Raw genomic sequence first — 15657 nt, forward strand, 5'->3', positions numbered from 1 at the left:
ACGAACAGGTGAGCCAGAGCCGCCAGACCAACGAAGGCGGTGTAGGTCACTTTGAACTGCTCGTGGAATTCTTTTGCTTGCTGCTCGGTCAGACCCGACAAGGATTGCTCGGCCATCGATAAACCTCCCAAAGGGATGAATGAAGTTGCCTCTGTCTCTACAGATGGCAGTTATTCCACCGCGGCAGCGTCTGCCACGACGATACGAATTCAGCTAGCAGCAGCCTCGGCCGGCGCGGCCTCAGCTGGCGCGGCCTCGACAGCCTCAGGAGCCGGAGCACTCCAGCCCTGACCGTCGAGCGAGAAGGCAACGACGTGGACCAGAATCGCGAGCGCAGCGATTGCGATCAGAGTCGGAATCAACCAAGTGGCAGGATTGACGACCAGCCAGAACTTGTAGTCATTTTCGAGTGGCTTGTAGCCCATGAACTCAATTGCCATGATTCTTAATCTCCGATTACCACCAAGGATTCGCTGCGATGACGAACAGATGCGCCAAAGCTGCCAGACCGACGAATGCGGTGTAGGTCACTTTGAACTGCTCGTGGAACTCTTTTGCCTGCTGCTCGGTCAGACCCGAGAGACTCTTCATATCAGCCATTGTTAGGCCTCCGTAAATACTGATATCAACACTCACGCAACCTTAATGAGGACATCGAGCGATACGGCTCGCGACCAAAGAAGTGGTCTCAGAGGTCCTCAACCCGGTTTCAACACACCAGGATCCCGTCTAGATCCTGGGTGTCATCTTAGCTTGACATGGGCATATGTCAAGCCCCTTAGACAGTGATCTCGAGAGGATATCCCCGCCCTTGAGCGAGCGCAGTGTTCTGCGCTTCCGACATATCGAAACCTTGAAACGGCTGGGCATTTTGTGCATAGGGAACTGCCCGTTACCCCCGCCGGAGATCGCCTCAGAAGCCGAGAACAGGCACCCGAGCTCAGCCAGCATTGAGTCCATCCGAGCCTGGGCAGCACCGACCGAGGTCGAGAGCAGCTAAAGACCCAAGAGAAATCGGCGAAGGGGGTAGTCGGTTAGCTCCTCCTGGCACAACATCTTGTGATTTGCTACCGCGCGACTCGCCTCCTATCCCTCGCGGAACCTCCAGCCAATTAGGCACTTGAAGTCCCAAGGGCTAACTTAGCTATACCTTGTCGAACGACATGTAGACTGAGGCGGAGCTAAGCGATCACCCCCTATCGGCGAATATCGAAGGCGGTGACGCCGTACGGCTTCTCGAAGCCGATCGGATCGGTCGACGAGTGCTCGCCGCCGGCCAGATCACGGCCACTGGACGCGAGCATCAAGAGGTCAGAACCTCGGCAGGACAACCTCTGGGGGCTTGCCACTGATGCCGGGCCGCCCTTTTCCGGGGTGACCGAGCTTTGCGATCTGCTCATCGTCAAAAATGAGCATGAAGGGGAATCGGGAAGGGATGCCGTCAGCGGCGACAGAGAGAGCTACGAAGGGAATCAAACGCAGCCAGACGCACCGACAGGTGCGCCTGGCCAGTCGCGACGAACAGGATCGGCGCGACTCTCGCTAGACGATCAAGCGTGCCAGCCGAGACCGATAGCGAAAACGACCCAGTGAACAGCGATGGCAATCGCCAGCGTAGCCAGCAGGATAGGCATCAGCCAAGTGGCAGGATTGACAACCAGCCAGATCTTCCAGTCGTCTTCAGGATTTTTCGGCTTTGCGACGTCGCTCATTATATTGACCTCTTTAGTCGAGAGCTAAAACTAGATTACCACCAAGGATTGGCAGCAATGACGAACAGGTGAGCCAGAGCCGCCAGACCAACGAAGGCGGTGTAGGTCACTTTGAACTGCTCGTGGAATTCTTTTGCTTGCTGCTCGGTCAGACCCGACAAGGATTGCTCGGCCATCGATAAACCTCCCAAAGGGATGAACGAAATTGCCTCTGTCTTTACAGACGGCACTTATTCCACCGCGGCAAGACAAGCCGCGACGAGACGAAATCACTCAGCCGGCGCAGCCTCGGCAGCCTCAGGAGCCGGAGCGCTCCAACCCTGGCCGTCGAGCGAGAAGGCAACGACGTGAACCAAGATGGCTGTCAGCAGGACGGCGGCCAAAGTAGGAATCAGCCAAGTAGCAGGATTGACGACCAGCCAGAACTTGTAGTCGTTTTCGAGCGGCTTGTAGCCCATGAACTCAATTGCCATGATTCTTGATCTCCGATTACCACCAAGGATTCGCCGCGATGACGAACAAATGCGCTAGGGCCGCAAGACCCACGAAGGCGGTGTAGGTGACCTTAAACTGCTCGTGGAATTCTTTCGCCTGCTGCTCGGTCAGACCCGAGAGACTCTTCATATCAGCCATTGCTTGGCCTCCATACTGGGAAGATTGTGTCGCCATTTGCACGCTGGCGGTGGAGCACTCGGCAGCTTGCCGCCAGATGTACGCCATGCCCAAAGCCTGGGACTTAAAAACCTTAGGACCCGTCTGCGATCCTGGGTGTCATCTTAGCTTGACACAGCAAGATGTCAAGCCAGTTTTACATCCAAGGACGGCCGAATCAGCCAGCCCGGGGCAGACTTCGAGAGCCCTATTGACCGAGCGCAAAAAACCACCTGAAATCCAAGCGATTCACTTGGACGTTCCGCGTTGCCGAGCACGCAAGGCTCCAGACACTCGGACATGCGGAGGAGGCCAGCACACCCCTAAGCGAGCCAGCTCTTAAGATACGAAATCAAAATAGCCAGCGTCGCGATGACGACAGTGGCGATCACGGCGACTTTCCCCATGTACCACAGCATGGAGATGACAGGGCTGAGACTGGGCAAAGCAACGGGCTGATCCTCTTCTTGCTCTTGCTCTTGCTCTTGCGACGGCTCATCCGAGGACGAAGCTGCCGGCGCGGGCGCCTGCTTGCCGGGCTCGACGGGCTCGAAGGCATAGGGAGAGGTACCGACCACCTTCAGAAACTGGGTGCTCGGACCGCCATCGCCCTTGGACATGACGACCATCTCAGTATCGACCGGCAGCTGCTCGATCGCCGCGAACTCCGCGGCAAAGGCTTCAACAGTGTCTGCATCGCCTTCGTGCTCCCAAGACGACGCCTTCTCAGGCCAGGTTCTTTTCGCCGCAAACTTCACGAGCATTTCCTCATTCAGGTGATTCGGGTTGGGGAGCGCGACCTTGCGTGGACGCAAGCCGTCGCGACACGACACAAAGACAGAAGGCGCCCGAGACTCAGCAGTACATCGGCCGGGACAGGCGCGCCTGGGATACAGTTAGCCTACTGGAATCAGGGGATTGTATTTCGGCAGCCGCCCGTTGTCAGCCGCGGGGACTGACCGCCGTCAAGGATGCCTCATGCGTCATGCACGCGTGAAGCCGACGCATGAGGCGTCGATGAGCGAAAAGCTCGGCAAGCCAATCGCTGGCGGCCGACTGCTCCCTCTTGGTTCATCTTTCTTGCAAGCTGGGCCACCATCATCCGACCATGCGGCTGTCGATCCACTCCAAGCTGTTCCTCACCATCCTTTTCGCCTGCCTTGTCGTCCTCGCTGGCTCGCACGCCGTCATCCAATGGTCCTTCCAGCGCGGCCTCGTCGAGCTGGCCGACGCGCGCGAGCAAGACAGGATCAACCGCATCGCCGACCGCCTGGTCGACATCTACCGCCGTCAGCTCTCTTGGGATCCCTTGATCGAAAGCCCCAGCCTCTGGGTGAGCGCCCTCGTGGGACGCCGCGAGCCCTTCTTCGAGATCGGCCCCGAGCCCGGACGACTGGATCGCCGCCCGCCGTGGATGCGCCACGCGCAGCCCCCGCCCGGCGTCTGGCCGCCGCACGAGGCACTGGATCATCTGCGCAACCGCGACCGCCCCGCCCCCTTGGAGCTGCGCCTCATGCTGCTGGACGCGGATGGCAAGGCGCTCTACGGGAGGGAGGCCCTGATCGCGGACGCGCGGCGCATCCCGCTGGAGCTGGAGGACGAGATCATCGGAGAGCTGGCGCTGCTGCCAGGCTCGCCTATCCCTGAGTCCGCGGAGCTGCGCTTCCGCGCCACCCAGGGCGACCGGCTGTGGATGATCGCCCTGGCTACCCTGCTGCTCTCGGCCGCCCTCGCCTACCCCTTGTCGGTTCGTCTCGTCCGCCCGGTCCGCGGCTTCCAAGACACGGCGCGACGACTGGCCGCCGGCAACTTCTCGGCCCGCGTGCCCACCTATGGCGGCGACGAGATCGCACGTCTCGGCCGGGACATCAACGCCCTGGCTGCCGCACTGGAAAGGAACGAGTGCGCCCGCAGACGCTGGGCGGCCGACATCTCGCACGAGCTGCGCACTCCAATCGCCCTGCTGCGCGCGGAGATCGAGGCCCTGCAGGATGGGATGCGCCCTTTCGACCGCGACGCCCTGGACAGGCTGCACGGCGACACCCTGCGGCTCGGGCGGCTGATCGACGACCTCTACGAGCTCTCGACCTCGGATCTCGGCGCCCTCGGCTACCGCATGGAGGAGACCGACATCCTCGACCTGCTCGCCGCTGACGTCGAGGCGTTCCGGCGGTCGTTCGCGGAGGCCGGCCTTGCGCTCAGGCTCGACACCGAGCTCATCGGCCCCGTCACCATGACCGCGGACGCGCAGCGCCTCTCGCAGCTGTTCCGCAACCTCATGAGCAACAGCCAGCAGTATACGGACGCCGAGGGAGGACTCGCCATCACCCTCAGCCGCCGGGAGCACTGTATCCTCATCGACTTCCAGGACACGCCACCTGGTGTGCCCACGGAGGCGCTGCCGAAGCTCTTCGAGCGCCTCTACCGCGTCGATGCCTCGCGCAGCCGCCACACCGGCGGCGCCGGGCTCGGCCTGGCCATCGCCAAGAACATCGTCGACGCCCACGGCGGAAGCATCAGCGCCCATCCGTCCCCGACGGGTGGCCTCTGGCTGCGCATCAAGCTGCCCGTCGCCTGTTTTGCGCGCAATCGTAAGAAGAAGACCAAGCCCCAGATATCATGACCAACCGCACCAAGCCACTCATCCTGATCGTCGAGGACGAAGAGCGCCTCGCCAAGCTCGTCGCCGATTACCTCCAGGCATCGGACTTCAACGTCCACCACCTCACCGATGGCACCAACGCCGTCGCATGGACGCGCGACGAGCAGCCCGACCTCGTCCTCCTGGACCTCATGCTGCCGGGAAAGGATGGCTTGACCATCTGCAAGGAGGTCCGCGCCGACAGCCAGGTGCCCATCATCATGACCACGGCGCGCATCGAAGAGATCGACCGGCTGCTCGGCCTCGAGCTCGGCGCGGACGACTATGTCTGCAAGCCCTACAGCCCGCGCGAGCTGGTCGCCCGGGTCAAGGCCGTGCTGCGACGGACGCTCCAGACCGGCCAAAGCCGCACGCCAGGCCCGCTCACCCTGCTCCCCGACCGACTGCGCGTGCGCTCGGGCGACTGCGAGATCGAGCTCACCGCAGTCGAGTTCGCGCTCTTGGAGACGCTGCACGAGTCACCCGGCCGCATCTTCTCCCGCGACCGGCTGATGGACCGTATCTATAAGGATCACCGCGTCGTCTCCGACCGCACCATCGACAGCCACGTCAAGAAGCTGCGACGCAAGCTGGCTGAGCTGCTGCCCGAGCGGGAGCTGATCCACTCCGTTTACGGCGTGGGCTATCGCTACGAAGTGGCCGAAGCCGAGGAGGGAAACTGAGCGGGAAAATTGAACGGAGAACTGAAGAACCGGGATGGCGTCGCGCGGCCTCGCGATACAGAGACACCAATGCCGCACGATCACCAATTTTTCAGACTCAGAGGACAAGTGGGAGTATCGATCACCCAACCCAAATGAGGCGGACGCGCCTCCCCTCAATAGCAAACCGACCTCTACTGAGAAGCCGGAAAACGCCTGAACTGACCCCCACTTCCTAGAGTTGACGCGCTAAGACGCCTCAAGCCGAGCTCCACCCTTCTTACGCCAGCCGACCGTGACGACGCCAAGCAGGCCAGACCCAAAGAGCCAAGCCGCAGCCGGCAACGGAACCGCTTGCACAAGAAGGTCTTGCTTGCCGGGCTTACAACATGTGCCCTCGCTGACGAGTTTCTTCAAGCCGATGGATGATGATGGGCTTGCAGCCCAGCCCGTCAGGTAATCCTGCGCCTGATTCAAGATCTGGCCATCGGTTCCAGTAGCATTGAAACTTCCACTTCCAAGGTCGTAGGCAGAGTTCCCAGTATCGTAAACGATTTCCCAAACAGCGAGCTGCATCGCGGCCTTATCACCATTGCCTAGGCTCGATGCATTCGCCAAGCTCCCGCCAAGGTACGTACTGAACATTCTTGACAGAGCGCCTTCGACTTCCTGAGAAAAGCTTCTTACATCCCAGGTAACCTTCTCATTGAGGCCGATTCCATCGTGTAAGTCGACACAAAACGCGACGAAATCGGTACTTGAGCTACCACCAACATAAGCGGTTGGATCCGCGGTATCCTGCAGGGTGAAGAGCCCTGCTGTAACCGACTCGCCGTTAGCCTTAACTGCTACCCCCTCCACAGTCGTCAGCGTTGCCGTAACCGTAGCCGCCGATGCAGCCCCAAGAGTCAACCCACCCAGCACTGCAGCCAGCGCAAGGTAGACAAAAGACCTAGTTGATAAACGCCTCATTCTTGACACCCAATACTCTGCGATGATGAACCTCGAGCTCGACCCCAAACCCGCCTTCCCAGCGACAAAAATCGAAGCAGCGATCGCCGTCGAGCCACACTCGCCGCAAAGCAATGCAATAACGATTCCAACAGAGCAAAAGCCAAAAAATACGTAATTTTACGCAGTTACGCCGGAACAGGTCGCGCCATTTGCACTTTCTTGAGACGCATCAGCTTTACAATAAAGGTACAAATACTCAAGCAGCACTACTCAGAAACTGTTTTATTTTCTAAGACTTAGGAGCCCCAATCACGATGCGCCGACGCAGCTGCACAGGCCCGTAACCCGATAACAGGCATGTGACACAGGAAGCACCATGCGGCGTAAGCCTCGGCTCAGATACGCGACTCTCCACACCGCCCCACCTAACCGCTTCGCTTCACCCGCAGTCATGAGCCGTCGGCTCATGACAAGCCTCACCCCAGACTGCCCTTCTCGCGCTAGACTCTGCGCCCCAGACATCGCAATCGCGCCTTCGCGCGTCCGGGCCGCCCCATGAACCGCTCGATCAACATCCTCATCCCCATTCTGATCGCCCTGCTGACGGTGGCGGCCTGGTGGCTCCTGAATCGCCCCAACGATGAGCCGCCTTGGCCGACGCGGATCCAGGGCTTTTCCTTCTCGCCGATGCAGGCCGACGACGATCCGAGCCAGGATCGCTTTCCGTCGGTCGAGGAGATCGAGGGCGACCTCGCCTTGCTGGAGGGGAAGGTCCATGCGGTGCGGACCTATACGGTCGAGGGCACCCTGGCGTCAGTACCCAGCCTCGCGGCCAAGCATGAGCTGAACGTCACCCTGGGCGCCTGGATCGGGGACAAGCCCGAGGAGAACGAGCAAGAGCTCGAGCGGCTGCGGGAGGTGCTGGCGAAGGGCTACCGCAACGTCGTGCGGGTCATGGTCGGTAACGAGGCGATCTTGCGCGACGACGTCGAGGTGATGGAGCTGATCGACACCCTCGACCGCGTGCGCAAGATGACCTGGCTGCCGGTCAGCACGGCGGAGCCTTGGCACGTCTGGCTCAAGTACCCCAAGCTGGTCGAGCATGTCGATTTCATCACCATCCACCTGCTGCCCTACTGGGAGGGCGTTCCGCTCGATCAGGCCGTCGACTACGCGGTCAGTCGCTACGACCAGGTCAAGGAGGCCTACCCCAACAAGCCGATCATCATTGGCGAGGTCGGCTGGCCGAGCAACGGGCGGCGCAATCGCGGCGCCGAGGCCTCGCCCGCGAACCAGACCCGCTTCCTGCGCCGCTTCCTCGCCAAGGCCGAGGCGGAGCACTATGTCTACTATGTCATGGAGGCCTTCGATCAGCTCTGGAAGCTCAAGACCGAGGGGGCCACAGGCACCTACTGGGGCGTCTACAACTCGGACCGCGAGCCCAAGTTCGATTTCACCGAGCCGGTGGTGCGCATCCCGCATTGGCGCGAGCTCGCGGGTATCTCCGTGGTCATCGGCATCCTGCTGCTCGCCTTCCTCTATCGCGACAGCTCAACCCTCTCCAAGCGCGGCAAGAGCTTCCTCGCCCTCATTACTTACGCCATCTCGACCGGCGCGGTCTGGATCGTCTACGACTACACCCGCCAGTACATGACGCCAGCGACCGCCGGCGTCGGTCTCCTGCTCTTGGTCGGCGGCGTGGGGGTGATCGTGCTGCTGATGGCCGAGGCCCACGAGTGGGCGGAATCCGTGTGGCTGCGCAAGTGGCGCCGGCCCTTCCCGCGCCGCTTACTGCCGGATGCCGAGCTGCCCTTCGTCTCGGTGCATGTCCCGGCCTATAACGAGCCGCCAGAGCTGCTGAAGGAGACGCTGGACGGCCTCGCGGCCCTGGACTATCCGCACTTCGAGGTCCTGGTCATCGACAACAACACCAAGGACCCAGCCGTCTGGGAGCCTGTGCGGGACTATTGCGACCGGCTCGGCGAGCGTTTCCGCTTCTTCCACGTCGACCCGCTCGCCGGCTACAAGGCGGGCGCGCTCAACTTCGGGCTGCGCCGGACCAGCCCGCAGGCAGAGGTCGTCGCCGTCATCGACGCCGACTACATTGTCAAGCCGGAGTGGCTGCGCCACCTGGTGCCGCCGTTCGCCGATCCCGAGGTCGCCATCGTGCAGGCGCCGCAGGACTACCGCGACGCGCATCAAAACGCCTTTAAGGCCATGTGCATGGCCGAGTACCGCGGCTTCTTCCACCTCGGCATGGTCACCCGCAACGAGCGCAACGCCATCATCCAGCATGGCACCATGACCATGATCCGCCGCAGGACGCTGGAGGAAGGCGGCTGGGCCGAGTGGTGCATCACCGAGGACGCCGAGCTGGGACTGCGGGTCTTCGAGGCCGGCCACAAGGCGCTCTACATCCCCAGCACCTACGGGCGTGGCCTGATGCCGGACACCTTCGCGGACTTCAGAAAACAGCGCTATCGCTGGGCCTATGGCGCGGTGCGAATCCTGCTGCGCCACTGGCGCGAGCTCCTGGGAGTGCGCAAGTCGGCCCTCTCGGCCGGGCAGCGCTATCACTTCGTCGCCGGCTGGCTGCCCTGGTTCGCGGACGGCTTCAACCTGCTGTTCAATTTCGCGGCCCTGGCGTGGTCGGTCGCCATGGTGCTCTATCCGCAGCAGATCACCCCGCCCTATATGTCGATCGCCCTGATCCCGCTAGTCCTCTTCGGCTTCAAGATGACCAAGAGCCTGGTCCTCTATCGCCGCCGGGTGACCGCGACCTTCCGCCAGAGCATTGCCGCCGGCCTGGCGGGGCTCGCGCTCTCGCACACCATCGCGCGCGCCATGTTCGGCGGCCTGATCACGGGCAAGCTCGGCTTCTTCCGCACCCCCAAGATGGCCGAGGCACCTGCCGTCGTTCGCGCGCTGGGCGACGCCCGCGAGGAGGCCCTGCTGGCCTTCGCCTTCCTGCTCGCAGCCTTCGCCGTCATGCTGCGCGACGACGCCTTCATGCTGGACGTGCGCATCTGGGCCGCGGTGCTGGTGGTTCAGTCCATTCCCTACCTGGCCTCCGTGCTGGTTTCGCTCATCAGCGCCTGGCGGCACCTTTCAGCCGACCTCGTCGGCCCCATGTCCGCTATGAGCTTCGATGCCGACGCGCCGGTCGAGCGGCCGATTCGGCGCGAGGCTTAGAGCGGCCTCAGAGGCGAGCCAAGGGTGTCACCATGGATGGCGACCCGACCAGCAAGCCGAATAATCGACCAAGGCGCTTTCACGATATCTGTCGATTTCAGGGTTTACCCTACATAGGGTTTTCCCTAGACTTCACCCTCATTGCAGAATTGGAGGCATCCCCGGATCAGCACAAACCGGAGATGCGCCCAGGATGAATGAGGTTTGATCCATGAGAAAGACGCTTGTCACGGCTGCCCTGCTGGCCGCATTCCTACCCTTCGCCAGCACCGCAATGGCCGCGAAGACCGCGCCCGGTCAGACACAAAAAGGCATCGCTTCCTATTATCACGACAGCCTGCACGGCAATAAGACGGCCAGCGGGCAAGTCTACAACAAGAACCGGCTGAGCGCCGCGCACAAGACGCTCCCGCTCGGCTCCAAGGTGAAGGTGACGGACACCAATACCGGCCGCAGCATTGTCGTCAAGGTCAATGACCGCGGCCCCTTCGTCAAAGGACGCATCATCGATCTGTCGAGGGCCGCGGCGCGCAAGCTCGGCATCGTCAAGCGCGGAATCGCTCGTGTCGAAGTCAAGGTGCTGAGCACACCCAGAGGTTAGGCGATTGCCGGAAATTCTTATACCAGGTGGCGCCGGATTGAGGTCCGCCTTAAAGGAGCGCCGACAGGGGCATCGCTGGGCGATGTGACTGGCGGGGCGACACAGAAGGCGGGCGTCAAGACAAGCCAGATGGTATGGGAATTGACAGAAATCGCCCTAGTGTCCCACCGGCAGAGGGGAGGTCGCGGCCCGCCCTCTGCACGCTATCCAGATCGGCTGCCCGCTATTCCCACCGAAACAGCCAGGTCGCCAGGCTCAGAAAACAGACGGCCAGCGCGACCAGAAGCCCAACTTGCGGCAGTACATCCCAGACGCCCGCACCCTCGATCATCACCTTGCGCGCCGCCTCGACCAGATGCGTGAGGGGTAGCACCCGCGAGAAGGACTGCGCCAGCGCATTCGTCCCCTCCATCGAGAACCAGACGCCGGATAGCAGCAACATGGGCCATGAGATGAGGTTTAGCAGACCGTCCGCCACTTCCTCGGTGCGCAGCCGCGCCGCCACGATGAGCCCTAGGCTGATGGTGCAGAGGGCACCGGCGACATAGACGAGCCCCAGGGCGATGTAGGACCCGCGCATCGGGAAATCGAGCAGCAGCTCGGCACCGAGATAGACGACCAGGCTCGCGCCCAGCACCACCAGGAGCCGCGAGATGACCTGCGCGGTCAGGAACTCCCAGGGCCGCAGCGGGGTCGCCTTGAGCCGCCGGAGCACGCCGTTCTTGCGATAGCGCACGACTACCCAGCCAACGCCCCAGAGGCTGGAGAACATGACGTTCATCGCGAGCACCCCAGGCAGCACCCAATCGACATAGCGCAGCGCCTCTCCGGTCACCGTGGCGCGACGCGGCAGCTGCGCCCCCGCGTCATCGCCGTAAGCGCCGAGCAGCAGCCGCTCGGCCAGATAACCGTTGGCCGAATTGAGGTTCACCCAATAGGCGGGCGCCGCGCGCAGATCCAGCAGCAGGTCCAACTGGTGGCGCTCCACCTTGAGGATGGCGGGATCTGGGGTGTCGAAGGGGACAAAGCTCAGGTGCTTCAGCCCCAAGAAGGGCGACTCCACCTGCGTAATGTCGGCATCGGGTGCGACGACGCCGATCTTCAGAAGCCCCTTATCGTCGGCCTGAAAGATGAAGGCGAACGCCAGCACCATCAGGATGGGCATGAGGATATTCCAGCTCAGCCCGGCCCGATCACGATAGAACTCGCGATTCCGGGCGACGAGCACGGCAAGGATGCGCTTCAGCATGACTCAGGTCCTCAGCGCATGGCCGGTCAGCTTCAAGAAGAGGTCCTCGAGGTTGGGCGTCGCCACCCGCAGCTCGGTCAGATCGGCACCTATGTGCTCCAGCTCGGCCAGCATCCGGGACACGTCCTCCGCGTAGAGCTCGATCTCGCCATTGCCGACGAGCGCGCCCTCGGGCAAGGACGCATGATCCGGCCAGGCGGTATCCGGCAGGCGAATCACGCGCGCCGGAAAATGCTGTCGGACCAGCGCTTCAGGGCTTCCCTCGGCGATGATGCGGCCGTGGTCGACGATGGCGATGCGGTCGCAGAGCCGCTCGGCCTCTTCCATATAGTGTGTCGTCAGGATCACCGTGGTCCCGAGCCGCCGCACCCGCTCTATCAGGCCCCAGAAGTTGCGCCGCGCTTGGGGGTCAAGACCTGTGGTGGGCTCGTCGAGGAACACCAGTTGCGGCTCGTTGACCAGGGCGATGGCCAGCAGCAGACGCTGGCGCTGACCGCCCGAGAGCTTGCGCGTGTCGCGATTCAGGATATCGGCGAGATTGCAGAGGCGGATCAGCTCATTGCGATCCGCGCTCTGGCGATAGAGGCTGGCGAACATGTCCAGTGACTCGCCAACCGTCTGAAACTCCTGGAGCGCCGTGGCCTGGAACTGGATGCCGATGCGCTCGGCATGAGCGCGGCTCAGGGGCTGCCCCTCGAAGTAGACGGCACCCGAGGTCGGCGTCTGAATCCCCTCCAGCATCTCGAGCGTCGTCGTCTTGCCCGCCCCGTTCGGCCCCAGCAGGCCGTAGCATTGGCCCTTCTCGACCATGAAGCTAATGCCGTCGACGGCGCGCACGCCAGGATAGAGGCGCACAAGCTCTCGGGCTTCGATGAGGGGTGTCATTCGCCAGGGCTAGCCGGTGTTGCGCATTCCGGCCGCGATCGCGTTGATCGACCTTAGCAGCGGATCGAGCCAGGCCTCGCGCTTCTCTTCGTCCTCCTCGGCGCGATAACGCGCGAGCACGGCGACCTGAATGTGGTTGAGCGGATCGAGATAGAGGTTGCGGCGCGCGAGCGAGTGATTGAGGTCGGGCGTATCTTCCATGAGCACCCGCAGCCCCGCCACATTGAGCACCTGAGTCAGGGTACGCCTGTACTCCTCTTCGATGACGCTGAAGATGGCCGCGGCCTGCTCCTGATTCTCCGACAGCCGAAGATACTCGCGGGCGATGCGCATCTCCGCCTTGAAGAGGGACATCTGGGTGTTCGACAGCAGGGCGCGGAAATAGGGCCACTCCTGATACATTTTTTGGAGCTTGGCCAACCGCTCGACGTCGGTGCCTCGATAGCGCTCGATGGCATAGCCGATTCCCAGCCAAGCCGGCAGGGTATGCCGCGACTGGCCCCAACCGAAGACCCAGGGGATCGCCCGAATCGAGCCGAGCGAACGGTCCGCCTTCTTGCGGTGCGAGGGCCGCGAGCCGATGTTGAGCAGCGCGATGCCATCGAGCGGCGTGCACTCGTAGAAGTAGTCGAGAAAGCCGTCGGTCTGGCGCACCAGCTTGCGATAGGCCTCTTCGCCATAGCGCGCGAGCTCGTCCATGATGCCCAGATAGTCGTTGCGCTCTTCCTGCGGGGACTCGATCAGACAGCGGCTCGCCTTGATGAGTCCGCTGATCCCCATGGTCAGCTCGTAGCGCGCGGTCTCCGGGTTGGAGTAGCGGTAGGACAGCACCTCGCCCTGCTCGGTGAACTTGATCTGCCCGTGCACGGTATCGACGGGCTGCGCCAGGATGGCCTCGTGGGTGGGGCCGCCGCCACGCCCCACGGTGCCGCCGCGCCCGTGGAAGAGCCGGCAGGCCAGGCCACGGTCGTCCGCGAGCGCGATCACCTTCTTCTGCGCCTCGAAGAGATTCCAGCTCGACGACAGGATGCCGCCGTCCTTGCAGGAGTCCGAGTAGCCCAGCATCACCTCCTGCTGATTGCCGGACGCCTTCAGCAGCCCCTGGTAGGTCGGATTGTCGAGCAGCGTCTGCATGACCTGATCGATATGGCTCAAGTCGTCGATGGTCTCGAACAGGGGCGAGACCTGGATGCTGCAGAACCAGCCCTCGGCATCCTTGCCGACCAGCCCCGCCAGGCGCGCCAGCAGCATGACCTCCATGACATGACTGGCAGAGTGGGTCATGGAGATGACGTACTGACCAACGACCTTCTGGCCGATCTCGGCGCGCATCCGTGCGATGACTTCGAAGACCTCCAACGTCTCCCGCGTCTCGGCCGTCAAGGTGGCCTTGTCGATGACGAAGGGATGCGGATGGGCGATGGCCTCCGCAAGCGCCATGAGCCGCTGCTCCTCCGTGAACGCCTGGTAGTAGGGCGCTCCGGCCTGGCGCGCGAAGAGCTCGGTGACCGCTTCGGTATGGCGGGTCGATTCCTGGCGGATATCGAGATTGACGAGATGGAAGCCGAAGGTCTCGGCAAGACGGATCAGATCCTGCAGCGGCCCGCTGGCGGCGTTGGCGTCGCCGTGATGCACGAGCGAGTCGCGGATCAGATAGAGATCGTTGAGGAAATCCCGCTCGTCGCAATAGCCTTCCGGCAGCCCGTCGTAGTCCCGCCCCTCCATGCGCGCCCGCACCCGGTCCAGATTCGCCTGCAGGCGGTGCCTCATCATCGCCAGCTTGCGGCGATAGGGCTCGTGGAGAAAGAGCCGCTGGCGCTGCCCCATGGTGTCGACCCAGTAGTCCTCGTCGGCGTCTAGGCTGTCGAGAAACTCGGGAGAAGGCTGACAGAGCGCGCTCGAGTGACTTAGCATCCGCCGCAGCCCCGCGAGACGCTCCAAATAGAGCTCGAGCACCAGCTCGGCGTGCATGCGCACGGCAAGCTCCGTGGTCTCCGGCTTGACGAAGGGGTTGCCGTCGCGATCGCCACCGATCCAGGAGCCGAAGCGGATGAAGCTGGGCACACGAATGCCGCAGGTCGCGCCGTAATTGCGGCGCACCGCCTTCTCCAGAAAGCGGTAGACCAGGGGGACGGCCTCGAAGAGCGACTCGCGGAAAAAGTAGAGCCCCTGCTGCACCTCGTCCGTCACCTGCGGCTTGTGCACCCGCACCTCGTCCGTCTTCCAGAGGATCTGGATATGGGTGAGGATCTCCTGCAGCTTGTCCTCCAGCTCCTCCTCGTTGAGCTTGCGCCTGTGCAGGTCCTGGCCGATGAGAAAGATGCGCCGGAAGGTATCCGAGATGGTCCGGCGTTTGGACTCGGTGGGATGGGCGGTGAACACCGGCAGATAGACCAGATGCTCAAGGAGGCTCTGGAAGTTCTCGGCGCTGACGCCGTCCTCCGCGAACTGGCGGACCGTGTCGTCGAAGGAGCCCATCCAGAGCCGCTCGCCGGCGGAGATGAGATCCATGCGCGCGAGGTGGGCATTGAGCTCCTCGGCGACGTTGACGAGGCCGAAGTAAATGGTGAAGGCGCGGATCACCTCGGACAGGGTCTGGGGATCCAAGCCCTCGATCCGTTTCATGAGCTTGTCGCGCAGCTCCGCGTCTTCCTGCTCGCGCAGCTGCATGAAGCCGTCGCGCAGCCGCTCCACGATGACGAGGACGCGCTTGCGGCTATGCTCGCGCAAGACCTCGCCAAGGAGGGCGGTGAAGAGCTGGACATCACGTTCCAGCGTCTGCTCTTGGGTCAAATCGTTCATTGGGGCAGTACTCGATACCGGCAGCCGAAACAGGGCGATGCTGCGGATACTACCCCGCGCGAGCGTGACGAACAAAAACCATGTCGCCGATAAGAGATCTTCCGTCCCGACCCAAGTGGGCCGCCGCAAGCGCCCTTCGCCCACTCGCCGAGATCAGACAGCATAAGGTGATTTCCGGGAAACAGATTCCCCGTAGGATGGGCAAAGCGCAGCTTGCCCATCGTCCAGGCGCCTGAGCGACCTGGGTGGGCACGCCCCACAAACGGCTTCCCCATGCGCGCCGGCGTGCCAGGGGCTTTGCTCATCCG

16 protein-coding genes are annotated in these 15657 nt (G+C 62.6%); 4 read left to right on the top strand and 12 right to left on the bottom strand.

The window, feature by feature from the left end; genetic code table 11:
• The 8 genes from G3446_RS27955 to G3446_RS06035 form a co-directional block, all read right to left on the bottom strand.
• The coding region (locus tag G3446_RS27955; protein WP_164451697.1) for a light-harvesting protein at positions 1 to 116 on the bottom strand (116 nt) is incomplete at its 3' end.
• Positions 117 to 209: 93 nt separating this feature from the next.
• Positions 210 to 440, bottom strand: coding sequence for a light-harvesting antenna LH1, alpha subunit (gene pufA / locus G3446_RS06005; protein WP_164451699.1), 231 nt, complete (start codon positions 438 to 440; stop codon positions 210 to 212).
• Positions 441 to 456: 16 nt separating this feature from the next.
• Positions 457 to 600: a light-harvesting antenna LH1, beta subunit gene (pufB, locus tag G3446_RS06010; protein WP_007042216.1), complete on the bottom strand. Its 144-nt coding sequence runs from the start codon at positions 598 to 600 to the stop codon at positions 457 to 459.
• 950 nt (positions 601 to 1550) lie between these two features.
• On the bottom strand, positions 1551 to 1712 hold the full coding sequence (gene pufA, locus G3446_RS06015) for a light-harvesting antenna LH1, alpha subunit (protein ID WP_164451701.1): 162 nt from the start codon (positions 1710 to 1712) through the stop codon (positions 1551 to 1553).
• Positions 1713 to 1747: 35 nt separating this feature from the next.
• Complete coding sequence (pufB, locus tag G3446_RS06020) at positions 1748 to 1888, bottom strand: light-harvesting antenna LH1, beta subunit (protein ID WP_012971756.1); 141 nt, start codon at positions 1886 to 1888, stop codon at positions 1748 to 1750.
• Positions 1889 to 1981: 93 nt separating this feature from the next.
• Positions 1982 to 2185, bottom strand: a complete 204-nt coding sequence (pufA, locus tag G3446_RS06025) for a light-harvesting antenna LH1, alpha subunit (RefSeq protein WP_164451703.1) — start codon at positions 2183 to 2185, stop codon at positions 1982 to 1984.
• 16 nt (positions 2186 to 2201) lie between these two features.
• On the bottom strand, positions 2202 to 2345 hold the full coding sequence (pufB, locus tag G3446_RS06030) for a light-harvesting antenna LH1, beta subunit (protein ID WP_007042216.1): 144 nt from the start codon (positions 2343 to 2345) through the stop codon (positions 2202 to 2204).
• A 341-nt stretch (positions 2346 to 2686) separates the two neighbouring features.
• Entirely contained in the window at positions 2687 to 3178 is a 492-nt protein-coding gene (locus G3446_RS06035) for a hypothetical protein (protein ID WP_245232341.1), read from the bottom strand.
• A gap of 293 nt (positions 3179 to 3471) precedes the next feature.
• On the opposite strand from G3446_RS06035, the gene G3446_RS06040 reads away from it, so the two are divergent.
• Complete coding sequence (locus tag G3446_RS06040; RefSeq protein ID WP_164451705.1) at positions 3472 to 4986, top strand: ATP-binding protein; 1515 nt, start codon at positions 3472 to 3474, stop codon at positions 4984 to 4986.
• The gene (locus tag G3446_RS06045; protein WP_164451707.1) at positions 4983 to 5687 is read left to right on the top strand and encodes a response regulator; all 705 of its coding nucleotides are present in this window, start codon (positions 4983 to 4985) and stop codon (positions 5685 to 5687) included. The genes G3446_RS06040 and G3446_RS06045 overlap by 4 nt, the downstream gene beginning before the upstream one ends.
• Before the next feature lie 228 nt (positions 5688 to 5915).
• Here G3446_RS06045 and G3446_RS06050 read toward each other — a convergent pair whose 3' ends face one another.
• Complete coding sequence (locus G3446_RS06050; protein WP_164451709.1) at positions 5916 to 6638, bottom strand: hypothetical protein; 723 nt, start codon at positions 6636 to 6638, stop codon at positions 5916 to 5918.
• Between the two features lie 537 nt (positions 6639 to 7175).
• On the opposite strand from G3446_RS06050, the gene G3446_RS06055 reads away from it, so the two are divergent.
• On the top strand, positions 7176 to 9812 hold the full coding sequence (locus tag G3446_RS06055; RefSeq protein WP_164451711.1) for a glycosyltransferase: 2637 nt from the start codon (positions 7176 to 7178) through the stop codon (positions 9810 to 9812).
• A gap of 211 nt (positions 9813 to 10023) precedes the next feature.
• The gene (locus tag G3446_RS06060; protein ID WP_164451713.1) at positions 10024 to 10413 is read left to right on the top strand and encodes a septal ring lytic transglycosylase RlpA family protein; all 390 of its coding nucleotides are present in this window, start codon (positions 10024 to 10026) and stop codon (positions 10411 to 10413) included.
• A gap of 223 nt (positions 10414 to 10636) precedes the next feature.
• On the opposite strand, the gene G3446_RS06065 is transcribed toward G3446_RS06060, so the two are convergent.
• Genes G3446_RS06065 through ppc form a run of 3 tightly spaced genes read right to left on the bottom strand, consistent with a single transcriptional unit; the run spans position 10637 to position 15349 of the window.
• Entirely contained in the window at positions 10637 to 11662 is a 1026-nt protein-coding gene (locus tag G3446_RS06065; RefSeq protein WP_164451716.1) for an ABC transporter permease, read from the bottom strand.
• Between the two features lie 3 nt (positions 11663 to 11665).
• Positions 11666 to 12547: an ABC transporter ATP-binding protein gene (locus G3446_RS06070; RefSeq protein WP_164451718.1), complete on the bottom strand. Its 882-nt coding sequence runs from the start codon at positions 12545 to 12547 to the stop codon at positions 11666 to 11668.
• Between the two features lie 9 nt (positions 12548 to 12556).
• Entirely contained in the window at positions 12557 to 15349 is a 2793-nt protein-coding gene (gene ppc / locus G3446_RS06075; RefSeq protein ID WP_164451720.1) for a phosphoenolpyruvate carboxylase, read from the bottom strand.
• Positions 15350 to 15657 lie beyond the last annotated feature (308 nt).

The organism is Thiorhodococcus minor, from assembly GCF_010820565.1.
Classification (GTDB): Bacteria; Pseudomonadota; Gammaproteobacteria; order Chromatiales; family Chromatiaceae; genus Thiorhodococcus; species Thiorhodococcus minor.